This is a genomic window from Aquabacter cavernae (assembly GCF_003993795.1).
Lineage (GTDB): Bacteria > Pseudomonadota > Alphaproteobacteria > Rhizobiales > Xanthobacteraceae > Aquabacter > Aquabacter cavernae.
Genome location: NZ_RWKV01000015.1, coordinates 385,824 through 412,819, shown reverse-complemented (window position 1 = coordinate 412,819; position 26,996 = coordinate 385,824). Strand labels below are relative to the sequence as shown.

Sequence of the window (26,996 nt, the reverse complement as noted above, 5' to 3'; positions counted from 1 at the left end):
GATGCTCGCCTGCGCCGTTCCCCCACTCCGCGGGTGGGCGACGTGCTTCTTGGACCTATTCTAGGATCGTCCATGACGTCTATGGCTGGCTCCCCCCAGGGCCGGCACGTTTCCGCCCGCCGCGACGGACTGGTGCCGAAACTCGTAACCGTATTGCGCCAAGGCTACCGGCTCGCCGACCTGCGCAGCGACGCCGTGGCGGGGTTGACCGTCGCCATCGTGGCCCTGCCGCTGGCCATGGCGCTGGCCATCGCCTCCGGGGCCGCGCCCGAGACCGGGCTCGTGACGGTGGTGGTGGCCGGGCTCCTCATTTCCGCGCTGGGCGGCAGCCGCACCCAGATCGGCGGGCCCACCGGCGCGTTCGTGGTGGTGGTGGCCAATGTGATCCACGTCCACGGCTTCGACGGGCTGGTGCTGGCAACCCTCATGGCGGGCGTCATCCTGACGGTCGCGGCGGTCACCCGGCTCGGCAATTTCATGCGCTATATCCCCGAGCCGGTGGTGACCGGCTTCACGGCGGGCATCGCGGTCATCATCTTTTCCAGCCAGGTGAAGGATTTTCTCGGCCTCACCATCGAGAACCTGCCCGCTGCGGTGGTCCCGCAATGGCAATCCCTCCTCGCCCATCTCTCGGGCCTTTCCTGGCCCACCACGCTCCTGTCGGTTGCGGCCCTGCTGCTGATCCTGGTCCTGCGACGCTATGCGCCGAAGGTGCCGGGCTTCCTGCTGGCGGTGGTGCTGGGCGCGGTGGCGGTGTCGGTGCTCCAGCTTCCCGTCGCCACCATCGGCTCGCGCTTCGGTGCGCTGGAGGCGAGCCTGCCCATGCCGCATCTGCCGGTCATCACCCTGGCGCGCCTCGCCGAGTTGTTGCCCAGCGCCCTCACCATCGCCTTCCTCGCGGGCATTGAGAGCCTGCTCTCCGCCGTGGTGGCCGATGGCATGACCGGTGGCCGGCACCGGCCCAATGCGGAGCTTCTGGCCCAGGGCGTGGCCAATGCGGCCTCCGCTCTGGTGGGCGGCCTGCCGGCCACCGGCGCCATTGCCCGCACGGCCACCAATATCCGGGCCGGCGCGCGCTCGCCCGTGGCCGGGGTGCTGCATGCGGTGTTCGTGCTGGCGGTGATGCTCCTTTTGGCGCCGCTCGCCGTCTACATCCCGCTCGCCAGCCTTGCTGCCATCCTCATGGTGGTGGCGTGGAACATGAGCGAGGTGGACAAGATGCGCCACCTCATGAGCGCCCCCTTGGGCGACCGGATGCTGCTGCTCCTCACCTTCGTGCTGACCGTGGCGGTGGACCTCACCGTCGCCATCGCCGCCGGCGTGGTGCTGGCCGCCGTCCTGTTCATGCACCGCATGGCCGAGAGCGCCAGCGTCGCCCCGCCCGCCGACACGGAGGAGGAGGACGCGCGGGCGCACCTGCCCGCCGGTGTGGAGGTGTTCGAGGTGCGCGGGCCGCTCTTCTTCGGTGCCGCTGCCCGCCTGTCCGAGGTGCTTGACCAGATCGGCCAGCCACCTCGCGTCTTCATCCTGCGCATGGAGGAGGTGCCGCTGGTGGATGCCACGGGCGTCGCCGCCCTCAAGGATTTCCTGCGCCGCTGCCAGGGGTCCGGAGCCAAGGTCATCCTGTCGGGCCTCAAGCCGTCCGCCGCCGAGATCATGCGGCGCATGGGCCTTGTGGCCGAGCCGGGGCACCTTGCCTTGGTGCCGGATTATGACGCGGCCCTGAGCCTTGCCGCGCGCCGGGTGGCAACGGCCTGATGGCGCACAGCCCGTCTCATGCCCATGCCGCGGGCACCGTCCATGACGGAACGCCCCTGGAGCGGCAGGCCCGCTTGGAGGCCCTGGACCTTCTCGTGCACCGGCGCTCCCTGCCGCTGCGCTCGCTGGTGGCGCCCGGCCCCAGCGCCGAGGAACTGGACCTGCTGCTGACACTGGCGGCCCGCGTGCCCGATCATGGCCGCCTCGTTCCCTGGCGCTTCATCGTGCTGGAGGGGGAGGCGCGCGGCGAAGCGGGCGCGCAGCTCGATGCGCTGTATGCCCGCCAGAATCCGGACCTGGCGCCCGCCAAGGCCAGCATGTGGCGGGACTATCTCATGCGCGCGCCGGTGACTGTGGTGCTGGTGAGCCGGCCCGATCCGGCCGCCAAAGTGCCGGTCTTCAACCAGGTGCTCTCGGCTGGGGCGGCGGGCATGGCCCTGGTGTCGGCGGCGGCGGCAATGGGCTATGGGGCGCAATGGCTGCTGAAATGGCCGGGGCGCGATCCGGATGCGGCGGCGCTGCTGGGCGTCAAGCCGGGCGAGCAGGTGGCGGGCTTCATCCATCTGGGCAGCCCCGCCGAAATCCCGGCAGACCGCCCGCGCCCGCAGCTTGCGGACATCGTCACCCGCTGGGCGCCCGGCGCGGCGTGACGCGAGGCCGGAGCGCGCTCAAAAAGGGGCCTGCCCGGCCCCTGCCGTTCAGGCGGCGAGGGCGGCTTCGGTCTTGGCGGCGGAGCGGCCGTAGCGGTAGGTGGCATAGAGGGCGGGCACCGCGAACAGGGCCATCAGCACATACTCGCCCGCATCCCCCAGATTGAAGAGGCCCGCGATCGCCCAGCCGGCCGCGATGCCGGTGGCGATGGCCTGGATGCCCACGAAAACGGTGGCGCTCACCACGGTGAACATGGGGGTGCCGCCCTTCTTGGACGTTGCCATTCTTTATCTCCTGTCCGGCGCCGATGGACGGCGCCACGGATCGGCTTGCACTTTGTCCCGCCATCGGGAACAAACCGATCAAGAAAGCCGGTTGAATTCGCCGGGACACTGCGATGCGGCGGCGTCTCGGTCAAGTGTCCCCCGGAGACGGTTGCGCTTCCACGCAATGGCCTTCGAGCGTTTCCCCGCGAAGTGTGAAGCGGTTCGCGGGAAGGAAACGCGCAATAGCAAAGAGATAGAGTGCTTCAGCGGTTCCATGAAAGGCTGAACCACTCTAGCCATCCCGTGGAGGTGGTGAACCCGCCTCTCATCGTTGAAGTCGAGGGCCTTTCCCCGTCCGGAGGAAGGCCATGGCGTCTCCGTCTCGGCGGGTCGCCCTCTCAGGAGGTCCCATGCACGAGAGCGTCAGGTGCGCACGCGCGGTCGTTGCCGCGCCCCATAGCCTCGCGGTGGAAGCGGGGCGCCGGATTCTTGCCGAGGGCGGCAATGCGGTGGAGGCCGCCCTTGCGGCGGCGGCGGCCATCGCGGTGGTCTATCCCCACATGAACCATCTGGGCGGCGACGGCTTCTGGCTGATCCGCGAGCCCTCCGGCCGGGTCCATTATATCGAGGCGTGCGGCTTCGCCGGCGCCCATGCGACCACCGCCTTCTACCGGGACAAGGGCTATGACACGATCCCGTTCCGGGGGCCGCTCGCGGCGCTCACCGTCCCCGGCGCGGTCGGCGGATGGGAACTGGCCCGCGCTGCCGGCGCTGCCGTGGGCGGGCGCCTGCCTCTCGCGGACCTGCTGGCCCCGGCCATTGCCCATGCGCGCGCCGGTGTCGCCGTCTCCCGCTCCCAGGCGGAGCTGACCGCCGCCAAGCGCGCGGAGCTGGAGGATGCGCCGGGCTTCGCGGCCACCTTCATGCCCGGCGGCAAGGTGCCGGAAGTGGGGCAGGTGATCGCCAATCCCAAGCTCGCCGACACGCTGGAGCATCTCGCCCGCGCCGGGCTCGACGATTTCTATCGCGGCGATGTGGGCCGCGAGATTGCGGGCGACCTGGAGGCCATCGGCAGCCCGGTCACCCGTGCCGATCTGCAGCGCTACCGGGCCGTTACCCGCGCGCCCCTCTCGGTGCGCAGCGCCCACGGCACGCTTTATAATGCGCCTCCGCCCACGCAGGGGCTCGCCTCGCTGCTGATCCTGGCGCTGTTCGAACGCCTGAAGGTGCCGCATGCGGAGGATTTCGCCTATGTCCACGGCCTCGTGGAGGCCACCAAGCGGGCCTTCCTGGTGCGCGACAAAGTGGTTTGCGATTTCGAGCACCTGCGCCACGATCTTGCGGCCATCCTGAGCCCCGCCGCGCTCGATGCGGATGCGGCGCGCATCGACATGCGCCGGGCGCTACCCTGGCCGCAGCCGGCGGCGCCCGGCGATACCATCTGGCTCGGCGCCACCGATGCCTCGGGCCTGTCCGTCTCTTATATCCAGTCCATCTTCTTCGAGTTCGGCTCCGGCTGCGTGCTGCCCTCCACCGGCGTGCTGATGCAGAACCGGGGCGCCAGCTTCTCGCTGGACCCGAAGTCCGTGAACCCGCTGGTTCCCGGCCGTCGCCCGTTCCACACCCTCAATCCGGCGCTGGCCGAGCTGAAGGATGGGCGCGTGATGGCCTATGGCACCATGGGCGGGGAGGGGCAGCCCCAGACCCAGGCCATGGTGTTCACGCGCCATGTCTTCTACGGCGAGCCGCTGGGCGCCGCCATCGCCGCGCCCCGCTGGCTGCTGGGCCGCACGTGGGGATCGGTGCAGACCAATCTGCGCCTGGAGAACCGCTTCGACGACAGCGTCGTCTCCGCGCTTCTGAAGGCCGGGCATGATGTGGAAGTGCTGCCCGAGGCCTATTCGGACACGATGGGCCATGCGGGTGCGGTGGTTCTGCACCCCAAGGGCGGCGTGGAAGGCGCCCACGACCCGCGCGCGGACGGCGGCGCGGCGGGCGTTTAGGCCCCGGGCGGTTCTGGGGGGCCATGAAACACGGAAGCGTCAGGCGCGGTTGGCAATCGGAAGGTGAGCGAAATCAGCGGTTTTCCGGCCGTCATACCCGGGCTTGTCCTGGGCATCCACGCCTCTACGCCGAGCGAGCCCCTGGCGGAACCATCGTGGATGGCCGGGACAAGCCCGGCCATGACGCTGTTTTCATACAGGGGCCGTTCAAACCGCTGAAATGTCGATCCGACTCCGGCCTGTGGCCCAAGCCAAACGGCGGCGTTCCGCCCACCCGGACCAATACGTTTCAGGCCATCCGCGCATTCCCTTCGGTCAGATGATCTTTTGACCGGGCACGCGGAGGTCGTATCCTCCAGGAGCCTGATCCAATCAGGTTGAACCGGCCTGATTTGTGAATCAGCCTCTAAGTCATTGATAGAGAGCGATTCACGACCCACCTTGAAGCACACGGGTGCTTCAAGGTGGGTCGATCGCACTCTAAGTCTAATGGACTGAGGGTGGGGCTCGGCGTCTTCATCGTCGCCGTGTACCCTACCGATAACAAAAGGGAGGACGCCAAGTATGAAACGCTTTTTCTCAGCGGCCGCGATTGCGTTGACCATGATGACGGGCGCCGCCCACGCCCAGTCCGCCGATGATTTTCCGAACCGCGCCATTCGTCTCGTCGTGCCGTTCGCCGCGGGCGGCTCCACCGACATCGTGGCGCGCATCATCGCTGCCAAGATGACGGACATCCTCAAGCAGCCCGTTATTGTGGAGAACCGTGGGGGCGCGGGCGGCAATACCGGCGCCGCCACCGTCGCCAAGTCGCCGCCGGATGGCTACACCGTGCTCATGGGCACGGTCGCGACCCATGCCATCAACCCCGCGCTCTACACCAAGATGCCCTATGACCCGGTGAAGGATTTCGCCCCCGTCTCGCTGCTGGTGAACGTGCCCAACGTGGTGGTGGTCCACCCTTCGCTGAACGTGAAGACCACCGCCGAACTCATCGCGCTGCTGAAGGCCAATCCGGACAAGTATGAATATGCGTCCTCGGGCATCGGCACGCCGCTGCATCTGTCCGGCGCCCTGTTCGAGAGCATGGCGGGCGTGAAGATGGTCCATGTGCCCTATAAGGGCGCCGGCCCGGCCCTGGTGGATGTCATGTCCGGCCAGGTGAAGATCATGTTCGACAACCTGCCCTCGTCCATCGGTCATATCCGCAAGGGCACGGTGATCGGCCTCGCCGTGACCACCAAGGACCGCTCGCCCGCCGCGCCGGACATGCCCACCGTGAATGAATCCGGCCTGCCGGGCTACGAGACCTATTCCTGGAACGCCATTTTCGCGCCGGCCGGAACGCCCACCGCCATCGTGGACAAGCTGGCCAAGGCCTGCATGGAGGCCATGGCCGATCCCGAGGTGAAGGCCAAGCTGGCGGACCTCAGCGCCGTGGCCGTCGGCTCCACCCCGGCTCAGCTGAGCGAGCATGTGAAGGCGGAACTGGCCAAGTGGGGCCCGGTGGTGAAGGCCTCCGGCGCGTCCATCAACGAGTAAGCGTGGTGCGCTCCCGGCTCGGCAGTTCCATGCCGGGCCGGGGAGCGTTTGCCATGAAAGCTGGGGCGGCAGGGGAAGGGGCGTTTCGGTTTTCCGTGACGCCATCTCCCCCCATCCGCTCAGCCAACAAGAAAAAAGGCCGATCCGCGCGGGCGGATCGGCCTTTGTCTCTCCGGAATGGGAACCGCCCCGTGGGGCGGCGCCGGTCAGCGCAGATTGGCGAGACGCCGATCGCGCCGCCGGTCCTGGACCGGCTGGTAGGCCATGCGCGCATGCTGGGTGCAGTAGGGCATCCCGGTCACGCTGCGCGAGCCGCAGAAATAGAAGCTGGCCGTACCGGGCTCGCCCACCGGCCAGCGGCAGGTGCTCTCGGTCAGGTTCATGATGGTGCAGCGCTGGGCCAGCGGCACCACATTGTCCGTCGCGGGCGCTGGCGCGGGGGCCGGGGCGGCCTCCACGAGCGCCTCGAAGGCGGGCGCCAGGGCGGTGTTGCCCAGGGTGGCGGGGCGCGGATTGGGGCGCGGGGCGGAGGCCTCGGGCCGGGTCTTGCGCGGGCGGGCCGGCGTGGCGCTCTTCACGCGACCGGACAGGCCGAGGCGATGTACTTTACCGATCACCGCATTTCGGGTGATGCCACCCAATTCGCCGGCGATCTGGCTGGCGGAGAGACCTTCGCCCCACAGCCGCTTCAAGAGTTCGACGCGCTCATCATTCCAGCTCATCGTTCTCCTCCTTGACGGGCGTCCCTCGCCCAGCGGGGCGTCAGACGCCGTGTCATTCAATAAGAAGCCGGATTCCCGAAGGCGGCCGGCTCAGCCCCCTTCGATCCGCTCCTGGCCGCATCTTGCCGGACTCCCTCCGCGTTCCCCGGAACGCGCTTACCGCGCGCGGGACGGAAGGTGACCGACACCTGTAGGAAACGCACCGCACGACATATCGTGGTCGGCGAGGGTGAAACTACAATATGCGCCGACTCCCGCACAGAGTCAGAATGGCGCGGGGCGCCGTTTTCCCCAGTTCGTTATGGAATTTTTAACCCTGAGCTTCGTATTGACCGCGCGCGCGCGATCATTAGAATCCGCGCCCGTCGGGCCGCCCCCGCAGATGGGGCGGCCTTTGGCGTTTTTGTAACCACGCGGATGTCGAGCCGGCAAAAATAACCGGCGCGTCCGTCAGGCCCTTGGGAGGGCTCGTTCCGTGATCACCCCCGTCCTGCCGACTTATGCACGCATCGATCTCGAATTCGAGCGGGGAGAGGGCTGCTGGCTCGTCACCACGGACGGGCGACGTTTTCTCGATTTCACGGCCGGCATCGCGGTGAACGTGCTCGGCCATGCCAATCCCTATCTGGTGGAGGCGCTCACCGCGCAGGCCCAGAAGCTGTGGCACATCTCCAACCTGTTCCGCATTCCCGAGGGCGAGCGTCTCGCCCGGCGCCTCACCGAGGCGACCTTCGCGGACACGGTGTTCTTCACCAATTCCGGCGCGGAGGCGCTGGAATGCGCCATCAAGACCGCGCGGCGCTATCACCATGCCTGCGGCCGTGAGCGGCCGCGCATGATCACCTTCGAGGGCGCCTTCCACGGCCGCACCATCGCCACCATCGCCGCGGGCGGCAACGCCAAGTATCTGGAAGGCTTCGGGCCGGCGCTCGACGGCTTCGATCAGGTACCGTTCGGCGATCTCGCGGCCGTGGAAGCGGCGCTGACCCCGGAGACCGGCGCCATTCTGGTGGAGCCTATCCAGGGCGAAGGCGGCGTGCGCGTTCCCTCCCTCGACTTCCTGCGCGGCCTGCGCGAGCTGTGCGACGCGAAGGGCATGCTGCTGGTGCTGGACGAGGTACAGAGCGGCGTCGGGCGCACCGGCCACCTGTTCTTCCATGAGGCGGCGGGCATCCGGCCGGACATCATGTCGGTGGCCAAGGGCATTGGCGGTGGCTTCCCCATGGGGGCGTGCCTCGCCACCGAGGAAGCGGCCAAGGGCATGACGCTCGGCACCCACGGCTCCACCTATGGCGGCAATCCGCTGGCCATGGCGGTGGGCAATGCGGTGTTGGACAAGGTCCTGGAGGAGGGCTTCCTCGATCGCGTCCGCTATGCCAGCACGCTGTTCCGGCAGCGTCTCGCGGCGCTCAAGGATCGCCACCCGGCGGTGATCGCCGACGTGCGCGGCGAGGGCCTGCTGCTGGGCCTGCGGGCCCATGTGCCGGCCGCCGATTTGGTGGTGGCGCTGCGTGCGGAAGGCATGCTGGTGCCGGGCGCGGGCGACAATGTGGTGCGCCTCCTGCCTCCGCTGACGGTGAGCGACGAGGACATCGCCATCGCCTGCGACAAGATCGATGCGGCCTGTCGCCGCCTGGAAGAGGACTTCCAGCTCCCCACCGTGAAGGGGGCTGCGGAATGAAGGACAACGGCGTGCGTCATTTTCTGGATCTGACGGACATTCCCGCGCAGGAACTCCGGCGCGTCATCGACATCTCCAAGGACCTGAAGGCCCGCCGCAAGGCGGGGAGCGATGCGCATCCCCTGGCGGGCAAGTCGCTCGCCATGGTGTTCGATAAGCCCTCCACCCGGACGCGGGTCTCCTTCGATCTGGCCATGCGCCAGCTCGGCGGCGACACCATCATGCTCACCGGGCAGGAGATGCAACTGGGCCGGGGCGAAAGCATCGCGGACACGGCGCGGGTTCTCTCGCGGTTCGTGGACGCCATCATGATCCGCATCCTGGACCATGATCAGCTCATGGAGCTGGCCAAGAACGCCACGGTTCCGGTCATCAACGGGCTCACCCGCATCTCCCATCCCTGCCAGGTGATGGCCGACGTGCTCACCTTCGAGGAGCACAAAGGCCCCATCACCGGGCGCACGGTGGCCTGGACGGGCGACGCCAACAACGTGCTGGCCTCCTGGGTCCATGCGGCCGAGCGCTTCGACTTCGCGCTGAAGGTGGCCACCCCGAAGGAATTGTCGCCGCGTCAGGCGCTCAAGGACTTCGTGAAGCGCACCAAGGCCAATGTCAGCTTCATGCGCGACCCGGAAAAGGCCGTGGACGGCGCGGACTGCGTCGTGACCGACACCTGGGTGTCCATGGGCGACAAGGAGACCGAGAAGCGGCACAACATGCTCATGCCCTATCAGGTCAACCGCAACCTCATGTCCCGGGCCGCGCCCGAGGCCATCTTCATGCATTGCCTGCCCGCCCATCGTGGCGAGGAGGTCTCCGACGAGGTCATGGACGGCCCGCAATCGGTGGTGTTCGACGAGGCCGAGAACCGCCTGCATGCGCAGAAGGGCATCCTGGCCTGGTGCTTCGAGGGCACCGGCACCTGACATGTTCGGCCCCGCGCGCCCGTTTGCGGCGCGCGGGTGCCCCTCCCGCTTGCGCTTGGCCGTGCCTATATTCGCCTCACGTCTGGTAATTCATTTGTCCCGGCGGTGCGCGCGAATGGCCGGAACACCCGGGCGGCGCGTCCGTGGCCGGGTGTTCGAGGTTCGACATGGCGAAGGACACGTCTTGGAGCGCGAAGCTGGAGGGCCTCGATGATGCCATCCTGCCTTTCCAGGTGGATGCGCTCGACATCAGGGGCCGTACCGTGCGGCTCGGCCCGGCTTTGGACGCGGTCCTGGCCCACCACAATTATCCCGCCCCCGTGAAGCGCGTGCTGGGCGAGGCGGTGGCGCTGACCGCGCTGCTGGGCAGTTCCTTGAAATTCGAGGGCCGTTTCATCCTCCAGACCCAGACCGATGGGCCGGTGGGCATGGTGGTGGTGGATTTCGTGAGCCCGGACAAGATCCGCGCCTATGCCCGCTTCGATGTCGATGCGCTCGCCAAGGCCCAGGAGACCAATCAGGCGACCCCCGCCGCGCTGCTCGGGCGCGGTCACCTCGCCATGACCATCGACCAGGGCCTGTCCGCCAATCGCTACCAGGGCATCGTGGCCCTGGACGGGGAGGGGCTGGAAGCTGCCGCGCACCAGTATTTCCAGCAGTCCGAGCAGATCCCCACCCAGGTGCGCCTCGCGGTGGGCGAGGAGATGCGCGCGGGCGGGGAAGCCTCGTCCTGGCGGGCGGGCGGGCTGCTGGCGCAATTCCTGCCCCAGGAATCCGGTCGCGCGGCGCCGGCAGACTTGCATCCCGGCGATGCCCCGGAAGGCGCGGCGCTCCCTGGGGCCGATGATGACGATGCCTGGACGGAGGCCCAGTCGCTGGTGGGCACGCTGGAAGACGTGGAACTCATCGACCGCGATCTGCCCAGCGAGCGCCTGCTCTATCGGCTTTTCCACGAGCGCGGCGTGCGGGTGTTCGAGCCCGTGGCCATGACGGCCCATTGCACCTGCAACCGGGACCGCGTGAAGGGCGTGCTCGCGAGCTTCGAGGAGAGCGAGCGGCGCGAGATGCTCCAGGAGGACGGGACGGTGGGCGTGACCTGCGAATTCTGCGGGCGCACCTATGGCTTCTCGGCGGAGGAAGTGCTCGGCCACTCCGACGCCTGAAGGCGGTAGGCGTTCGACAGTCATAAAGCGCATGAGCGCGAGGGGCCCCAGCCGCCCTGCCGGGCTTTATGCCCGGCAGGGCGGCGGATCTTTCTCAGCGCGACCAGAAGCTGGGCAGGAACAGGACGAACACCGTCAGGATCTCCAGCCGCCCCAGCAGCATGAGCAGCGTGAGCACCCAGATGGCGGGGTCGGGAAGGGAGCCGTAATTGCTCGCCGGCCCCACCACGGGGCCGAGGCCCGGCCCGGAATTGGACAGGCAGGAGATGGAGGCGGAGAAGGCCGTGCGCAGGTCCAGCCCCATCATGTTCAACAGCACGCCCGCCACCAGGAAGATGGCGAAGTACAAGAAGATGTAGCCGAGCACCGAGGCCACCACATCATCAGCCACCGGCGCCCCGCCATAGCGGATGGGAAACACGCCGTTGCGATAGAAGATGCGCTTGAGATGCTGGCGGACTGCCTTGGCGGCAATGGAGAGGCGCATGGCCTTGAGCCCGCCCGCCGTGGAGCCCGTGCACCCGCCCAGGAATAGCAGCACGAAGATCAGCGTGTCCGAGAGCGGCCCCCAATGGGTGTAGTCCACCGACATGAAGCCGGTGGAGGACAGGAGCGAGGTGACCGTGAACAAAGCGTTGCGGAACGCCGTCTCGCCCTCCGCAATGCCCTGGAACACCTGCTGGGCGAACAAAGCGAAGGTGAAGGCCGCCACGATGCACAGGAACAGCCGGACCTCCGCATTGGTGAACAGCCGCGTCACGTCTCCGGACAAGGCGCGCAGATAGAGCGGGAAAGGCAGGCTGGCCAGCAGCATGAAGAACACGGCCACATAATCCACCGCCGGGTTCGCGAACACGCCGAGGGAGGAGTCCGAATTGGCGAAGCCGCCGGAGGAGAGCGTGGACATGGCCAGCGTGACCGCGTCGAAAGCCTCCATGCCCGCCAGGAGATAGGCTGCGGTGCAGGCGGCGGTCAGCACCACATAAGCGAGGAGCAGGCCCTTCGCGATGGCGCCGACCCGCGGCAGGAATTTCTCGGACTTGTCGGAGGATTCCGTGCGGAACAGCTGCATGCCGCCGATGGAGAGCAACGGCAGAACCGCAATGGCCAGCACCACGATGCCGATGCCGCCGAACCAGTGCAGCAGCGCCCGCCACAAAAGCGTGCCGGGGGACATGGCATCGAGCCCCGACATGGTGCTCGCGCCCGTGGTGGTGAGGCCCGAAACGCTCTCGAACATGGCGTCGGTGAGGGAGAGGTTGGCGGGCCCCCAGATGAAAGGCAGGGCCGCGAACACCGACAGCAGCAGCCACATGGAGACCGTGAACAGGAACGCCTGCCGCAGGTCGATCTTGCGGATCGGTTCCGCGGACCGGCCCGACAGCCACATGAGGACGCCGACGAATATGGTGATCGCAGCCGTGCCGACGAACACGTCCGCGCCCTTGGCCTTCACGGAGAAATCGGCAAGTGCGGGCACGAGCATGCTGACGCCGAGGCCGGCCAGGATCAGGCCGAGGGGGCCGGCGATGGGGCGCAGGTCGAGGCCGATACCGGACTGCACCGGAAGGCGGGGCGCTTTGGCGGTGTCCATGAAGCCTCAGTTGAGGATGCGGCGCAGATGCGGGGAATCCAGCGAGAAGGCCGGAATCTCCACCGGGAACGTCTCCCCGGTGTCGGTCACCATGTCATAGCTTCCGCTCATGATTCCCGTGGCCGTCCCCAGAGGCACTCCGCTCGTATACTCGAACCGCCCGCCGGGGGGGAGGATCGGCTCCTCGCCCACCACGCCTGCCCCGTGGACTTCCTCCACATGGCCGCGCGCATCGGTGATGATCCAGTGGCGCCGCTTGAGCTGCACGGTACCGCGGCCGAGATTCACCACCTCGATCGTATAGGCCCAGAAGAAGCGGTTCTGTTCGGGGTCGGAACGCTCAGCCACGAAACGCGGCGTCGCGGTCACCTGGATCTGGCGGGTGGTCGCCCGGTACATGCCGCCGCTCCTCGTCTCGCCGCGCCGGGAGCGCGGTGTCTCGCGCGTCTCCCTTGAAGCGGGGCCGGAGCGAACCGGCGCCGCCGCGTGGCTAGTGAAGCCGCGAAGGCGGCCGGGCGCAACAGGGACCTTTCCCTGCCGTCAGACTTTCGCCAGCGCCTGTTCGATATCGGCGAGAAGGTCGCCGGCATCCTCCAGCCCCACCGAGAGCCGCACGAGGCCATCCGAAATGCCCATTTCGGCCCGCGCCTCGGGGGTGAAGCGCTGGTGCGTTGTGGTGGCGGGATGGGTGAGCAGGCTCTTGGCATCCCCAAGATTGTTGGAGATGCGGATGAGGCGCAGCGCATTGGCGAAGCGGAACGCGCCCGCCTTGCCGCCTTCCACCACGAAGGTGACCAGCGTTCCGCCGCCCTTCATCTGGCGGCGGGCCAGCTCCACCTGGGGATGGTCCGGCCGGAACGGATAGACCACCTTCTCCACCTTCGCGAAGTCCGCCAGGGTGTCGGCGAGGCGTGCGGCGCTCTGCTGCTGGCGCTCCACCCGCAGCGACAGCGTCTCCAGGCCCTTCAGCATCACCCAGGCGTTGAACGGGGAGATGGAGGGGCCGGTCTGGCGCAGATAGGTCTGGAGATGGTCGGTGACGAACTTCTCCGAGGCGAGCACCACGCCGCCCAGGCACCGGCCCTGGCCGTCAATATGCTTGGTGGCGGAATAGACCACGATGTCCGCGCCCAGCTGCATGGGCTTCTGCAGCAGGGGCGTGGCGAACACATTGTCCACCACGAGGCGCGCGCCCGCCGCATGGGCGATCTCGGCCACGGCGGCGATGTCCACCAGATCCAACGTGGGATTGGTGGGGCTTTCCAGGAAGAAGAGCTTGGTGTTGGGCTGCACCGCCGCCCGCCAGGCATCCAGGTCCGCGCCGTCCACCAGCGTGGTGGTCACGTTGAAGCGGGGCAGGAAGTCTTCGAGGATCCAGCGGCACGAGCCGAACAGCGCGCGGCCCGCGACGATATGGTCGCCCGCCCGCAACTGGCACAGCAGCGCCGATTGCACTGCCGCCATGCCGGAGGCCGTCGCGCGGGCCGCCTCGGCGCCTTCCAGAAGCGCCATGCGGGTCTCGAACATGGCGGTGGTGGGATTGCCGTAGCGGGAATAGACGAAGCCGGGATCCTCGCCCTTGAAGCGGGCCTCGCAGGCTTCCGCGCTGTCATAGACGAAGCCCTGCGTGAGATAGAGCGCTTCCGCCGTCTCGCCATAGGGCGAGCGGGTGGTACCGCCGTGAACCAGCAGGGAATCGGGATGCAGCGTGGCCGGATCGGCGGGAATGAAGGAGTGGGCCAAGGTCTTCGCGCCTCCAACAGAGGCCGAGGATACGCGGATTGCGCGCGAGCGCGCCCTTCTCGTTCCCCGGCCTTTTAGCGAGTTGTTTAACGTGGCTGCAAGCCGGCCGGCTCAAATGACCACGAAGGACTTAAGCTTAAAGCCCTCCTGGCCCTTGGCGTCAAGGGATGCGTCCGTTAAACCGAACGGAACGGGTGCGGACCCCGATCCACGTCCGGCGGGGAGCAGTGGCGCGTGGCGGAACATCACAAGGCGGGCATCCTGCCGGCCCAATCCATTTCGGCCCTGCATGCGGCGGGCGGCATCGTCTGCGCGCATCCCTTCGATTCCGATCAGGTCCAGCCCGCGAGCCTCGATCTGCGGCTTGGGCGCACCGCATGGCGCATCCGCGCCAGCTTCCTGCCGGGGGCGGACAAGAGCGTGGCGGAACGTCGCTCGGACCTTGGCCTGCATAAGCTGGATCTGGCGGATGGGGCGGTTCTGGAAACCGGCTGCGTCTATCTGGTGGAACTGGCCGAGCGGCTGAAGCTACCCGCCGATATTGCCGCCTCCACCAACCCCAAAAGCTCCACCGGCCGCCTCGACGTGTTCACCCGCGTCATCGCCGACAGCGCCCGCGCCTTCGATGTGATCCCGGCGGGCTATGAGGGGCCGCTGTATCTGGAAATCTCCCCGCGTACCTTTCCCATCCTGGTGCGGGCGGGCTCGCGGCTGTCGCAGATCCGCTTCCGGCGCGGCGCCTGCCGCCTGTCGGACACGGACCTCCTCGCGCTCCAGGCTGCGCAGGGCCTTGTGGATAGCGCCGCGCCGGACGTGTCCGGCGGGGGCATCGCGGTGGGCGTGGACCTGTCCGCCGCCTCCTGGAACGGCCTTCTGGGCTTCCGCGCCAAGCGGCATACGGGGGTCATCGACGTGGACCAGCGCGCGGCGCTGGACGTGGAGGATTTCTGGGAGCCCATCCATGCGCGCGGCCGCTCGGGGCTGATCCTGGAGCCCGACGCCTTCTACATCCTCGCCTCCCGCGAGGCGGTGCATGTGCCGCCGGACTATGCGGCGGAGATGGTGCCGTTCGACCCGCTGGTGGGCGAGTTCCGCGTGCATTATGCGGGCTTCTTCGATCCCGGCTTCGGCGATGCGGCGGTTGGCGGAACGGGTGCCCGCGCGGTGCTGGAGGTGCGCTCGCGCGAGGTGCCCTTCATCCTGGAGCACGGGCAGATCGTCGGCCGGCTGATCTATGAGCACATGGAGCAGCGGCCCAACGTGCTCTATGGCGAACTGGGCTCCAATTATCAGGGCCAGGGCCTGAAGCTGTCCAAGCACTTCCGCCCGGTGGGCTGAGGCCGAGGGCGCGTGCGTTTGCGGACCTGCGTTTTGCCACGGGCCTTCATTCGAGCCCGCGCAGCGCTTGAGCGAACCCATCCGGTACAGGTCAAAGGCCGGTACCGATGGTCGCAGGGCGCGCGAAGCGTCCCGACCCGCGCCGCTCAATGGGCGCGGGCGAACATCTCGTTGAAGGAATAGCCCGCGCCGCGCACGGTGCGGATGGGGTCCATCTGGCGGCCGCGATTGATGGCCTTGCGCAGGCGGCCCACATGCACGTCCACGGTGCGCTCGTCGATATAGACGTCCTGTCCCCACACGCCGTCCAGCAATTGCTCGCGGGAGAAGACGCGGCCGGGGCTCTGCATGAGGAATTCCAGCAGCCGGAACTCGGTGGGTCCGAGATGCACCTCGCGCCCGCCCCGGTGCACCCGGTGGGTCTCCCGGTCCAGCTCGATGTCCCCGGCACGCAGCAGGGTCGCCACATGCTCGGGCTTGGCCCGGCGCAGCAGCGCCCGCACCCGCGCCAGAAGCTCGGGCACGGAGAAGGGCTTCACCACATAATCGTCGGCACCGGTGGCAAGCCCGCGCACCCGCTCCGTCTCGTCCCCGCGGGCGGTCAGCATGATGACCGGCAGGCGCTCGGTCTCGGGCCGGGTCCGCAGCCTGCGGCACAGCTCGATGCCGGAGAGGCCGGGCAGCATCCAGTCCAGGATGACGAGATCCGGCACGCTTTCGCGCAGCCGGGTCTCGGCTTCGTCGCCCCGGATCACCGTATCGACGGCGTAGCCTTCCGATTCCAGATTGTACCGCAGGAGGAGGCTGAGGGCCTCCTCGTCTTCGATGATGAGAATGCGTGCGGGCACTTGAGCTTACCTCTGGAAACTACCCCTGCACGTGCCCGGGGAAGGCCACGTTGGTCTCGCTGGAGATGTCGGCCTTGGGCCGCTCCTCGGCGATCGTCTCACCGGACACCATGTAGTAGACGGTCTCGGCGATGTTGGTCGCGTGGTCGCCGATGCGCTCGATGTTCTTCGCGCAGAACAGCAGGTGCGTGCAGACCGAGATATTCCGCGGATCTTCCATCATGTACGTGAGAAGTTCGCGGAACAGCGAGGTGTACATGGTGTCAATGCCGCTGTCCCGGCGCCACACGGCGAGGGCCTTGGCCGGATCCTTGCCGGCATAGGCGTCCAGGACTTCCTTCAGCTGCTCCAGCACCAGGTCGGACATGTGCTCGACGCCGCGCACCAGCTTCTGCGGGTGATACTCGCCTTCGATGGCCAGAACGCGCTTGCCCACATTCTTGGCGAGGTCGCCGATCCGCTCCAGGTCGCTGGCGATGCGAATGGCTGCCACCAGCTCGCGCAGGTCCACGGCCATGGGCTGGCGCTTGGCGATGACGAGGATGGACTTCTCCTCGATCTCGCGCTGGATGGCATCGACGCTCGCATCCAGCAGGATGACGCGATGGGCGAGGGCCGTGTCGCGACGGATGAGGGCGTTGACCGCGTCGATCACGAGACGCTCGGCCTGGCCGCCCATCTCCACAACCTTGCGGCCGATTTCCTTCAGCTCGGCGTCGAACGCCGTGACGGTATGCTCGGTCATGTCCGCGTTTCCTTGACTGTCAGCCGAAGCGGCCGGTGATGTAGTCGCGGGTCTTGATCTGCTTGGGATTGGTGAAGATCACGTCGGAGGGCGCGACCTCGACCAGTTCGCCGAGATAGAAGAAGGCGGTGATGTCCGCGCAGCGGGCCGCCTGCTGCATGTTGTGGGTCACGATGACGATGGTGAAGTCCTGCTTCAGTTCGTCGATCAGGTCCTCGATCTTCGAGGTGGAGATGGGATCGAGCGCCGAGGTGGGCTCGTCCAGCAGGATCACCTCGGGCTGCACCGCGATGGTGCGCGCGATGCACAGGCGCTGCTGCTGGCCGCCGGACATGCCGAGCGCGGAGGTGTGCAGGCGGTCCTTGGTCTCTTCCCAGATGGCGGCCTTGCGCAGGCAGCTTTCCACGCGCTCGTCCATCTTCGACTTCGAGATGCTCTCGTGCAGGCGCACGCCGAACGCGATGTTGTCATAGATGGACATGGGGAAGGGGGTCGGCTTCTGGAACACCATGCCGATGCGCGTGCGCACGATGGTGGGATCCAACTCCTTGCCCACCACGTTCACGCCGTCGAACAGCACCTGCCCCTCGGCGCGCTGGCCGGGATAGAGGTCGTACATGCGGTTGAACACGCGCAGCAGCGTGGACTTGCCGCAGCCCGACGGGCCGATCATCGCGGTGACGCGCTTCTCGGGGATATCGAAGTTGATGTTCTTCAGGGCATGGTTCTGCCCGTAATAGAAGTTCAGGCCCTCAACCTTGATCTTGGTGGGGGCGGGCGGGGCGTCGGGCTTGGCGGCCACGGACGAAGCGATGTTGAAGGTCGGGTCCACAGCGGAAGTCATGGTCTGCCTCTTCGATCTCGGGTCTGGGGCCGCCTGGAGCGGCCGCGCTTGATCTAGGGTTCGGCGTTTCGGTTTCGGCGGCGGTGCCGCCGGGTCACTTCATCCGGGCCAGGACCAGCCGGGACGCGATGTTGAGGAGCAGGACGCCCACGGTGATCAGAAGCGCACCCGCCCAGGCGAGGGCCACCCAATCGTCGAACGGGCTACCGGCATACTGATAGATGGCGATGGGCAGGCTGGCCATGGGCTTGGACAGGTCCACCGACCAGGAGTTGTTGCCGAGCGAGGTGAACAGCAGGGGCGCGGTCTCGCCGGCGGCACGCGCCACCGCAAGCAGGATGCCGGTGACGATGCCTGCGCGCGCCGCGCGCCAGGTCACCATCATCACCACCTTCCATTGCGGCGCGCCAAGCGCGAAAGCCGCTTCGCGAAGGCCCACGGGCACGAGGTTCAGCATGTCCTCGGTGGTGCGCACGATCACCGGGATCACCAGGATGGCGAGGGCGATGCCGCCCGCCCAGCCCGAGAAGCCGCCGAACGGGATCACCAGGAACTGGTAGATGAACAGGCCCACCAGGATGGAGGGCGCCGAGAGCAGGATGTCGTTCACGAAGCGGGCGGCGGAACCGATCTTCGTGCCCTTACCGTTCTCCGCGAGGAAGGTGCCGCAGAGCAGCCCGATGGGGCCGCCGATCACCAGCGCCAGGGCGATCTGGATGAGCGAGCCCACAATGGCGTTGAGCAGGCCGCCATTATGGCCTGGAGGCATGGTGACGTTGGTGAAGACAGTGAGCTTCAGCGCGGGAGCCCCGCGCGCAACCAATGTCCAGAGGATCCACGCCAGGAGGAAGATGGCGAAGATGGCGAAGCCGGTGGAGATCACCTTGATGGTGGTGTCCTTGGCGCGGCGTGCGGCGAGGGAAGCCATGGTTCTCTATCCTTCCCGGTCAGTCGAGGCGCGAGCGCACGAGCGCGCGGGAGAGTGCAAGGACGATGAAGGAGATGACGAACAGGATGAAGCCGAGCTGCAGCAGCGAGGTCAGCTTCAGCGAGCCCAGGGCCGCCTCGGGGAATTCGTTCGCGATGGTGGACGCGATGGTGGCGCCCGGCGCGAACAGGGAGGCGGAGAGGCGGGTCGCGTTGCCGATCACGAAGGTGACGGCCATGGTCTCGCCCAGCGCGCGACCGAGGCCGAGCATAATGGCGCCGACCATGGCGGTCTTGCCGTAGGGGATGGAGACGTTCTTGTAGACCTCGTATGTGGTGGCCCCGACGCCGTACGCGCTCTCCTTGAGCATGGCGGGCACCGATTCCAGGGTCTCAACGAACATCGCCGTGATGAAGGGGATGATCATGACCGCCAGGATGAGGCCGGCGGTGAGCATGCCGGAGCCGAGCGGCGGGCCCATGAAGAGCGCGCCGATGACCGGGATCGGGCTCAGCCAGTCGATCAGCGGGGGCTGCACATAGGCCGCGATCAGCGGAACGATGACGAAGAAGCCCCACATGCCGTAGATGATGGAGGGCACGGCGGCGAGAAGCTGCACGGCGACGCCGATGGGCCGGCGCAGCGCCTGGGGCGCGATCTCGGTGAGGAAGAAGGCGATGCCGAAGGACAGGGGCAGCGCGAAGATCACCGCGATGACCGCGCTGAACAGCGTGCCGTAGATCATCACCAGGGCGCCGTAATTCTCGGTCACCGGATTCCAGGTGGCGGTCCACAGAAAGTCGAGGCCGAAATGGCGCAGCGCCGGAAGGCCGCCCTCGAAAAGCTGGGCGATGATCAGGCCCAGCAAAATCAATACGAAGATGCCGCTCGCCCAGAGCGCACCGACGAAAATCGGATCGGAGACAGCCCCGGTGGGCTTCGCCTTGTCGATGGGGGGCAGGGCCCCGGCCTTTGCGGTTGTGATCGTCGCGTCCATCGTTCCGCTCTTCCCCAATCGCGCGCCACGCCCTTCGCGTAGCCGAACTGCCCAACCCTCGGCCCGCGGCACCGCGTCCGTGGCCGGTTTCGCCCTTGCCCGTGTGCCTTCGTCCGCTGCGGGCAGGCGATGGCCTACCGGGCATTCGACGAAGGGCCGGGCCAAGGGCCCGTCATTTGGTTGATATGCCGGCCGCACGATCCCGAAGCGCTCCCCCTGGACGCTCCGGCCGCCGGCCGCTGGTCTTCAGTCTTTCGGACTTCGGTCCGTCATGGGGCCGAACCCGGCGAGGGAGGAAAATCCTCTCTCGCCGGGCTTGGCGACCCAGCCTCCTGTTCCCCGCAGAAGGGGGCCGGGTGCTTCAATCAGAACACCGGCTTGCCGTCCGGAGCCTTCACTTCAGACTTCCAGGCCGCCTTGATGCGCTCCACAACCGCCTCGGGAAGCGGGATGTAGTGCAGCTTCTCGGCCATCTCGGAGCCTTCCTTGCCGTAGGCCCAGTCGAAGAACTTCATCACCTCGCGAGAGGACTCCACATTGGTGGGGTTCTTCGGGAGCAGGATGTAGGTGGGGCTCACGATCGGCCACGCGCCTTCGCCGGCGGTGTTGATCATGGAGGCGGCGAAGTCCTTGGAACCGGCCCAGTCGGCGGCAGCGGCGGCTTCCACGAAGTTCTTCACTTCGGGGTTGACGAACTTACCGGCCTTGTTCTGGAGCTGGGTCACGACCAGCTTGTTGGAGGCCGCGTAGATGAACTCCACGTAGCCGATGCCACCCTTGGTGTTCTTCACGTTGCCGGTGACGCCCTCATTGCCCTTGGCGCCAGCGCCCGTGGGCCACTGGACCGAGGTGGCGGCGCCGACCTTGGACTTCCACTCGGGGCTCACTTCCGCGAGATAGGTGGTGAAGATGAAGGTGGTGCCGGAGGCATCCGACCGGTAGACCGGCACGATGGCCTGCGAGGGCAGCTTCACGCCGGGGTTCAGGTCGGCGATGACCTTGTCGTCCCACTTGGTGATCTTGCCGAGATAGATGTCGGCGATCACCGGGCCGGTCAGCTTGAGCTGGTTGGTCGAGATCCCGTCCAGGTTGACGGTGGCGACCACCGAGCCGATCACGGTCGGGAACTGGAGCAGGTTGTTGGAGGCGAGCTTGTCGGCCGCCATGGGGGCGTCGGAAGCGCCGAAGTCCACGGTGCGGTTGATGATCTGGTTCTGACCGCCGCCGGAGCCGATGGACTGGTAGTTCAGGGCGTTGCCGGTCTTCTCCTTATACTTCGCGCCCCAGGACTGATAAACAGGCGCGGGGAAGGATGCGCCGGCGCCGTTGATGTCAACCGCGGACGCGCTGCCAGCGACCAAGGATCCGGCGAGCGCGATCGCTGCGCCAAGAACGGTGAAATGCTTCACGGGGGTGTCTCCTAGCCAATCAGGTGTCGCCCGTCGGCCTGCGGGGCCGAGACGCAACAAGGGCCCGGAATGAATACCGGGCAGGCGCCACCGTTCTATGACTCTTGGATGACAGTCGGATGACGTGTTAAGCCTTTATAAAGGCTTGTTCTTTTCTGATTTATCGAGGGTCTCCAGTCGCGCCGTGAACGTGGCGCCTTGTCCGGGCTGGCTTTCAACCGTGAGTTTGCCCCGATGGCGGGCGACGATGTGCTTCACAATTGCGAGGCCGAGGCCCGTGCCGCCCTGGTCGCGGCTCGCCACAACGTCCACCCGGTAGAAGCGCTCCGTCAGGCGCGGCAGGTGCTCGGGCGAGATGCCGGGGCCGAAGTCCCGCACCGCTACCAGCGCATCACCGGACACGGCGTCATCCAGGGCGATGGTCACCTCGACGCGCTTGCCCGGCGCGCCATATTTCAGGGCGTTCTCCACCAGATTCTCGAACAGGCGGATCAACTCGTCCCGGTCACCAAGCACCGGCACCGGCCCGTCGGGCCGCGTCACGTTGATCTCCACGCCCCGCTCGCGGGCGAGTGGGGAGAGGGTCTCGCAGACATGGGAGACGATCATGCCCAGTTCCACCTGGGTGTCGGGGCGCACATGGGCGTTCAGCTCGATGCGGGAGAGCGACAGCAGGTCGTCGATGAGCCGCGACATGCGGCGGGCCTGGGCGCCCATGATGCCGAGGAAACGCTCGCGCGCCGCCGCGTCGTTCCGCGCAGGTCCCATGAGGGTTTCGATGAAGCCGGACAGCGAGGCGAGCGGTGTGCGCAGCTCATGGCTGGCATTGGCCACGAAATCGGCGCGCATCTGCTCCACCCGGCGCTGCTGGGTGAGGTCGCGGAAGGTGAGCAGAACGGTGTCCGGCCCACGCGCTTCGCCTCCGGCCGTCTCCAGCAGGCGCAGGGGCACGATATGCGCCTCCAGCCAGCGGTCGAGGGGGATTCGCTCGCCAAATTCCACCCGGCGGGGAATGCCGTCATTGGCGCTGGAGCGAACCGCTTCCAACACTTCCGGCACACGCACGAGGTAGGACAGGGGATCGCCTACCCGGGCCGGGCCGACGGAGAGCGCCACGCGGGCATTGGCCACCAGGATGTCGCCCTCGGGCGTCAGCAGCAGCGCGGGTTCGGGCAACGCGGCGACCAGCGCACCCACTGCGGTCTCAACCCGTGCGCGGGGCGGAACGGGCGCGGCGGCGGGGATGATCTCGGCCGGGGCAGCGGGTTCGTTGCCCAGCAGGAGGGCGGTCGCGAGCGCCGCGACGACGAGGACCAGCACATAGGCGGGATGGACCAGGTCCAGCACGGAACCGGCGAGGGCGAGGATGCCGACGATCCCGGCCAGGACCAGGAGACGGCCGCGGCGCGTGCGAAGCCGCGGGGCGCCGTGCGGAGCCAGGGTCATGATCCGCGCTCCGCGTGCGCGCCGATCTGGCCGCCCGCGTCACGAACAGGCGTGGCGCGCGTTCGGCTGCACTTCCTCCGCAAGATATCCTCCCGCGCCGAACCGGCGGTTCTGAGGGATGGCCGGACCACCATGGCGATCTCCGGCTCCGCTCTGATTTGGCATATGCTGCAACGGCTTCACGAACGCAATACGACACAACTCCCAGCCGCGCTGCCGCGCGTGCCTCGGAAAAGCCGTGGGCATCGGTGAGCCTGGACGTGCGGTTGCGCCGGAACGCCGATGCCCGCGCCGTGGCCGGCCCCCGCCCGCATGCTTCCAACCGGCTCGCTTTCCCGTTAGAGCCTGATCCCGCCCGGTTGGTTCAACTTGGCGGGTGAATCAGTCTCTAACTCATTGAAAGAGTGCGATCACACTCGAGAGCACCAGCCTCGCCGAAGGTTTTGCCCATGCTTCGCTCCATTGCTTCCGTTGCCGCCCTCTGCCTGTCCGCCACCGCAGCGTTCGCCGAGCAGCTTCCTGTTCCGCAGACGGATTTCGCCTTGAAGGCCAAGGTTCAGCAGGGCGTCGCCATGGAGCTGGCGCAGAGCGGTGGTCGCCTGCGCATCCATCTGTCGGGCGGCAAGATGCCCGCGCCCGTTCTCGGCATCATCGACCTCAAGCGCTACAAGATGCTGATGATGCTGCCGGATATCCCCAAGGCTGCGGTCGAGGCCGAGGTGCCTCCGGCCTACCGCACCGCGTTCCCCCGCGGGGAGGGGGAGAAGATCGGTGTCGGTCAGGCGGCGGGTGAGGCCTGCGATGTCTGGCGCGTGGAGAAGAGCGCGGACCTGGAGACGCCCGCCTTTGTCTGCATTACCGCCGACGGCATTCCGCTGCGCACCGAGGTGGAGAGCAAAGGCAAGAAGCAACTCGTCTACGAGGCGACGTTCGTGAGCCGCGCGCCGCAGAGCGCCGATCTGTTCGCACCGCCGCCGGGCACCCAGATCATGAAGGTGCCGCCGGGTGCCGCGAACCTGCTTCCCGGCCTCGGCAAGCTTCTAAAGAACTGACCCCATACGAAGCCGGGGCGGCCCCGGTCAGGGGCCAATATGTGAGGTGAGGCGCGCGCCGCGCCTCACTCCGCGGGCTTTGACGCGGCTTCCTTGCCCGGAGCGAGTGCGCTGGCCGAGATGCCTGCGGCCTCGGCGGCACGTGCCCTGCGCTTGCGGATGCTGAGCATGAGTTCGCGGCTGCCCAGGATCAACAGGGCGAAGGCGAAGGGCACGATGTAATAGAAGAGCCGGAACAGGAGGAGGGCGCCGACCATCTCCTCCTTGTCGAATTGCGGCAGCGCCACGAGCAGAGCCGCATCGAACACGCCAAGGCCGCCGGGGGCATGGCTGGCGAAGCCCAGGAGCGTGGCCGTCACGAAGATGACCGCCAGCGAAATGGGATCGATATAGGGGCTGGCCGGCATGAGCATGTACATGGCGGCGGCGCACAGCGTGAGGTCCAGGATGCCGATGCCCACCTGGACCAGGGTCAGCTTGCCGGCAGGCAGCGTCACGTACCAGGTGGAGCGCCCGATCTTCCGCGGGGCCATGCTGACCCAGACGATATAGCCCACGAGGCCCGCCAGCGCGGCGATGCCGATAATGCGGTTGATGACGGGCGGCAGGTGGTCCACCGCCGTCGCCGCCTCGGGATGGATCGCGATGCCGAGCCCCAGCACGGCGATGTTGCCGAGCCAGAAGGTGAGGCCCGCCACGAAGCAGATCTTCGCCACGTCGATGGCCGTCAGGCCCCAGGCCGAATAGATGCGGTAGCGCACCGAGCCGCCGGTCAGGACCGTGAAGCCCACATTGTGCCCCACCGAATAGGAGCAGAAGCCGGCCATGGCGGCGACACGGTAGGGGACATGATCCCGCCCGATGGTCCGAAGCGCGAAGAAGTCATAGAGGGTCAGTGTGAGATAGGCGCAGCACACCAGGAGGAAGGCCGCCAGCACATGGGCCGGCGATTTGTCCTTCAGCGCGTCCACCACCTCGGAAAACTCAAGCCCCTGGAGCATGTTCCAGAGCACGACCACCGCGAATGCGATGATGGCCAGGCTGAGGACCAATCCGATTCCATGAAGCCCGACGCGGTCGCGCAGGAAGATCCACACTCGTGACATGAACCACCATTCCCCCCGGCCTGACGCATCGGCGCCTTGGAGCCTGACCCGTTCAGCTTGACCCAGGCTGAACGGTGAATCGCCCTCTAGACAAACATTTTTGGGGGAGACTGAGTATCCCCTTTACGTAACGTCGCCTTGCGAGCGCCCCGACCGGGGAGGGGCCGGGCGCCGCGCCGTGCGCGCATCTGCCCTAGCTCCACTTCGCGGCCATCCCAAGGCGCTGTCCCCGACGGCGCCTCAGAGCTTCACCGGATAGCCGATCTCCATGGTGCGGTTGCGCGGCAGGCCGAAACGGTCCACCGAGCGCTCGGCATTGCGCGCCAGGAAGGCGAACACATGGCCCAGAAGATCGCGCGGACGCAGGATCTCGTCCGGCGGGATGATGCGCTCGTGCCCGATCACATAGATGGCCTCATCCGGATCAATGCCGCGGGCGCTGAGCGCCGGGCCGAGGACGGACGGCACGTCGATCTGCTGCATGTAGCCGAAGCGCAGGTCCACGCGCACGAAGCTGGAATCCATCACCGTCACGCGCACCCGCTGGTCCACGGAGACGCGGGGGCGCGATGCGATCCAGACCGAGACGATGACGGACTTTTGAAAGCGGACCTTCATCACATCCGCCATGCGCGAGAGCGCCACCGGCGTCATGGCGCCCGCGCGCGACAGGAAGATGGCCGTGCGGGGGCTTTCCCCATCCCCCGCCCGTTCCTTGCGATCGACGAAGCTGTCCAGCGGCTCGGTGAAGCGGACCTGCTGCGCCACCACCCCTTCCAGCCCGCGCCGCCAGGAGACCATGACCAGGATCACGAGGCCCGCGATGCTGAGCGGCAGCCAGCCGCCGTCATGGATCTTCGTGAGGTTGGCGGTGGCGAAGGCGCTGTCGAGGCTGAACAGGCAGACCCCCAGCAGGATCACCGCAGCCTTCGGCCAGTTCCAGGCCCGGTTCACCTGCGCCACGAACAGGATGGAGGTGGTCACCATGGCGAAAGCCACCGCGATGCCGTAGGCCGAGGCGAGCGCGTCGGAGGCCTCGAAGCCGATCACCACGGCGATGCAGGCCAGCATGAGCAGCCAGTTCAGGCGCCCCACATAGATGTGCTGCTCGTTATGCTCGCTGGTGTAGCGGATGCGCATGGGTGGCAGATAGCCAAGCTCGATGGCCTGCTTCGCCAGCGAGAATACGCCGGTGATGATGGATTGCGAAGCAATGACCGTGGCCGCCGTGGCAAGCAGCAGCAGGGGAATGTCCAGCAGGTCGGGGCACAGGTCGTAGAAGGGATTGCGCACCGCATTGGGGTCGCGCAGCAGGATGGCGCCCTGGCCGTAATAGTTCAGCAGCAGCGCCGGCATGGCCACGTAGAGCCACGCGCGGGCGATGACCTTGCGGCCGAAATGGCCGAGGTCCGCATAAAGCGCCTCGCCGCCGGTGATGGCGAGAAAGCAGGCGCCGATGATGACGCCGGCCAGCCCCGGATGGTCCACGAGCACCCGGAAGCCATGGCGGGGATCAAAGCCCTGCAGGACTTCCGGCGCATGGGAGATGCCGTAGATGCCGAGGATGGCGAGGGAGCCGAACCACAGCAGCATGATGGGGCCGTAAAAGCTCGCGATCCGCTCGGTGCCCAGGCGCTGGGACAGGAACACGCCGAGCAGCACGACGACCGTGATGGGCACCACCCAATGGTCCAGGGGCGCGGCCATCACCTTCAGGCCCTCAATGGCGGAGAGAACCGACATGGCGGGCGTCAGCACGCCGTCGCCGATGAGCATGGCGGCTCCCAGAAGACCGGCAGCCAGCAGGTACCAGCGCAGCCCGATGGCGCTGCGGTGCAGGTCCAGCAGGGTCACCAAAGCGAGGATGCCGCCTTCCCCGTCATTGTCCGCCCGCAGGACGAGCATGACATATTTCACGGTCACCGAGAGGATAATGCTCCAGGTGATGAGCGAGAGCAGGCCGAGCACGTCGCCCGGAAGGAAATTGGTGCCGCCCACCGCAAGCACGCCCTGCTTCAGGGCGTAGAGGGGGCTAGTGCCGATATCGCCGAACACGACGCCGAGCGCGCCGATCTCGGCGGCGAAGGGCAGCGCGAACTGCCGGCCACGCAGGAGGCTCAGCGACATGAGATGGCGATGCCCGAACAGGTGATAGCCGATGCGTCCCGAACAGGCGGGACCGTGCCCGGCTTCCGCGTGATGTCCGTCCGCCGATGGTTTCCGGCGAAGGAACG

The 26,996-nt window shown here is 67.3% G+C and carries 23 protein-coding genes and 1 riboswitch; of the genes, 9 read left to right on the top strand and 14 right to left on the bottom strand.

Annotated elements, in window-relative coordinates:
- Positions 1-72: 72 nt before the first annotated feature.
- Complete coding sequence (locus tag EJJ38_RS15230) at positions 73-1,758, top strand: SulP family inorganic anion transporter (protein WP_245454262.1); 1,686 nt, start codon at positions 73-75, stop codon at positions 1,756-1,758.
- Positions 1,758-2,408, top strand: a complete 651-nt coding sequence (locus EJJ38_RS15225) for a nitroreductase family protein (protein ID WP_127090967.1) — start codon at positions 1,758-1,760, stop codon at positions 2,406-2,408. The genes EJJ38_RS15230 and EJJ38_RS15225 overlap by 1 nt, the downstream gene beginning before the upstream one ends.
- A gap of 48 nt (positions 2,409-2,456) precedes the next feature.
- Here the strand turns inward: EJJ38_RS15225 and EJJ38_RS15220 are convergent, their stop codons facing one another.
- Positions 2,457-2,693, bottom strand: coding sequence for a hypothetical protein (locus tag EJJ38_RS15220; RefSeq protein ID WP_127090966.1), 237 nt, complete (start codon positions 2,691-2,693; stop codon positions 2,457-2,459).
- Between the two features lie 392 nt (positions 2,694-3,085).
- Here EJJ38_RS15220 and EJJ38_RS15215 point away from each other — a divergent pair, with 392 nt between their 5' ends.
- Entirely contained in the window at positions 3,086-4,678 is a 1,593-nt protein-coding gene (locus EJJ38_RS15215; RefSeq protein ID WP_127090965.1) for a gamma-glutamyltransferase family protein, read from the top strand.
- Between the two features lie 564 nt (positions 4,679-5,242).
- Positions 5,243-6,220 (top strand): Bug family tripartite tricarboxylate transporter substrate binding protein, encoded by a 978-nt coding sequence (locus EJJ38_RS15210; RefSeq protein WP_127090964.1) that lies wholly within the window; start codon positions 5,243-5,245, stop codon positions 6,218-6,220.
- Positions 6,221-6,426: 206 nt separating this feature from the next.
- Here the strand turns inward: EJJ38_RS15210 and EJJ38_RS15205 are convergent, their stop codons facing one another.
- The gene (locus EJJ38_RS15205) at positions 6,427-6,942 is read right to left on the bottom strand and encodes a GcrA family cell cycle regulator (RefSeq protein WP_127090963.1); all 516 of its coding nucleotides are present in this window, start codon (positions 6,940-6,942) and stop codon (positions 6,427-6,429) included.
- Positions 6,943-7,417: 475 nt separating this feature from the next.
- Here EJJ38_RS15205 and EJJ38_RS15200 point away from each other — a divergent pair, with 475 nt between their 5' ends.
- The 3 genes from EJJ38_RS15200 to EJJ38_RS15190 all read left to right on the top strand — a co-directional run bounded on the left by EJJ38_RS15200 (position 7,418) and on the right by EJJ38_RS15190 (position 10,712).
- Complete coding sequence (locus tag EJJ38_RS15200) at positions 7,418-8,623, top strand: aspartate aminotransferase family protein (protein WP_127090962.1); 1,206 nt, start codon at positions 7,418-7,420, stop codon at positions 8,621-8,623.
- Positions 8,620-9,549, top strand: a complete 930-nt coding sequence (gene argF / locus EJJ38_RS15195) for an ornithine carbamoyltransferase (protein ID WP_127090961.1) — start codon at positions 8,620-8,622, stop codon at positions 9,547-9,549. Before EJJ38_RS15200 ends, argF begins: the two co-directional genes overlap by 4 nt.
- Positions 9,550-9,716: 167 nt before the next feature.
- Entirely contained in the window at positions 9,717-10,712 is a 996-nt protein-coding gene (locus tag EJJ38_RS15190) for an Hsp33 family molecular chaperone (protein WP_127090960.1), read from the top strand.
- A 94-nt stretch (positions 10,713-10,806) separates the two neighbouring features.
- On the opposite strand, the gene EJJ38_RS15185 is transcribed toward EJJ38_RS15190, so the two are convergent.
- The 3 genes from EJJ38_RS15185 to EJJ38_RS15175 all read right to left on the bottom strand — a co-directional run bounded on the left by EJJ38_RS15185 (position 10,807) and on the right by EJJ38_RS15175 (position 14,049).
- Positions 10,807-12,306: a TrkH family potassium uptake protein gene (locus EJJ38_RS15185; RefSeq protein ID WP_127090959.1), complete on the bottom strand. Its 1,500-nt coding sequence runs from the start codon at positions 12,304-12,306 to the stop codon at positions 10,807-10,809.
- A 6-nt stretch (positions 12,307-12,312) separates the two neighbouring features.
- Positions 12,313-12,705 carry a Co2+/Mg2+ efflux protein ApaG gene (gene apaG / locus EJJ38_RS15180; protein WP_127090958.1) on the bottom strand — a complete coding sequence of 131 codons (393 nt, stop codon included), beginning with the start codon at positions 12,703-12,705 and terminating at the stop codon, positions 12,313-12,315.
- A 141-nt stretch (positions 12,706-12,846) separates the two neighbouring features.
- Positions 12,847-14,049, bottom strand: coding sequence for an O-succinylhomoserine sulfhydrylase (locus EJJ38_RS15175; RefSeq protein WP_205666182.1), 1,203 nt, complete (start codon positions 14,047-14,049; stop codon positions 12,847-12,849).
- Between the two features lie 54 nt (positions 14,050-14,103).
- Positions 14,104-14,182, bottom strand: a riboswitch (SAM riboswitch).
- Between the two features lie 101 nt (positions 14,183-14,283).
- On the opposite strand from EJJ38_RS15175, the gene EJJ38_RS15170 reads away from it, so the two are divergent.
- Positions 14,284-15,387 carry a 2'-deoxycytidine 5'-triphosphate deaminase gene (locus EJJ38_RS15170; protein WP_127090957.1) on the top strand — a complete coding sequence of 368 codons (1,104 nt, stop codon included), beginning with the start codon at positions 14,284-14,286 and terminating at the stop codon, positions 15,385-15,387.
- Positions 15,388-15,533: 146 nt separating this feature from the next.
- Here EJJ38_RS15170 and phoB read toward each other — a convergent pair whose 3' ends face one another.
- The 7 genes from phoB to EJJ38_RS15135 form a co-directional block, all read right to left on the bottom strand.
- Positions 15,534-16,235 (bottom strand): phosphate regulon transcriptional regulator PhoB, encoded by a 702-nt coding sequence (phoB, locus tag EJJ38_RS15165; protein ID WP_127090956.1) that lies wholly within the window; start codon positions 16,233-16,235, stop codon positions 15,534-15,536.
- A 19-nt stretch (positions 16,236-16,254) separates the two neighbouring features.
- A complete protein-coding gene (gene phoU / locus EJJ38_RS15160; RefSeq protein WP_127090955.1) occupies positions 16,255-16,980 on the bottom strand; it encodes a phosphate signaling complex protein PhoU in 726 nt (241 codons plus the stop codon).
- Between the two features lie 19 nt (positions 16,981-16,999).
- Entirely contained in the window at positions 17,000-17,824 is an 825-nt protein-coding gene (pstB, locus tag EJJ38_RS15155; RefSeq protein WP_127090954.1) for a phosphate ABC transporter ATP-binding protein PstB, read from the bottom strand.
- A 94-nt stretch (positions 17,825-17,918) separates the two neighbouring features.
- On the bottom strand, positions 17,919-18,752 hold the full coding sequence (gene pstA / locus EJJ38_RS15150) for a phosphate ABC transporter permease PstA (RefSeq protein ID WP_127090953.1): 834 nt from the start codon (positions 18,750-18,752) through the stop codon (positions 17,919-17,921).
- A gap of 19 nt (positions 18,753-18,771) precedes the next feature.
- Positions 18,772-19,749, bottom strand: a complete 978-nt coding sequence (gene pstC / locus EJJ38_RS15145; protein WP_127090952.1) for a phosphate ABC transporter permease subunit PstC — start codon at positions 19,747-19,749, stop codon at positions 18,772-18,774.
- A 365-nt stretch (positions 19,750-20,114) separates the two neighbouring features.
- Positions 20,115-21,158 carry a phosphate ABC transporter substrate-binding protein PstS gene (gene pstS, locus EJJ38_RS15140; RefSeq protein WP_127090951.1) on the bottom strand — a complete coding sequence of 348 codons (1,044 nt, stop codon included), beginning with the start codon at positions 21,156-21,158 and terminating at the stop codon, positions 20,115-20,117.
- 135 nt (positions 21,159-21,293) lie between these two features.
- Positions 21,294-22,604, bottom strand: coding sequence for an ATP-binding protein (locus EJJ38_RS15135; RefSeq protein ID WP_127090950.1), 1,311 nt, complete (start codon positions 22,602-22,604; stop codon positions 21,294-21,296).
- Between the two features lie 449 nt (positions 22,605-23,053).
- On the opposite strand from EJJ38_RS15135, the gene EJJ38_RS15130 reads away from it, so the two are divergent.
- Positions 23,054-23,656 carry a hypothetical protein gene (locus tag EJJ38_RS15130; protein WP_127090949.1) on the top strand — a complete coding sequence of 201 codons (603 nt, stop codon included), beginning with the start codon at positions 23,054-23,056 and terminating at the stop codon, positions 23,654-23,656.
- Positions 23,657-23,721: 65 nt separating this feature from the next.
- On the opposite strand, the gene EJJ38_RS15125 is transcribed toward EJJ38_RS15130, so the two are convergent.
- Together EJJ38_RS15125 and EJJ38_RS15120 are read right to left on the bottom strand one after the other, a co-directional pair.
- Complete coding sequence (locus EJJ38_RS15125; protein ID WP_127090948.1) at positions 23,722-24,762, bottom strand: putative bifunctional lysylphosphatidylglycerol flippase/synthetase; 1,041 nt, start codon at positions 24,760-24,762, stop codon at positions 23,722-23,724.
- A 240-nt stretch (positions 24,763-25,002) separates the two neighbouring features.
- Complete coding sequence (locus EJJ38_RS15120; RefSeq protein WP_205666181.1) at positions 25,003-26,889, bottom strand: potassium transporter Kup; 1,887 nt, start codon at positions 26,887-26,889, stop codon at positions 25,003-25,005.
- Positions 26,890-26,996 lie beyond the last annotated feature (107 nt).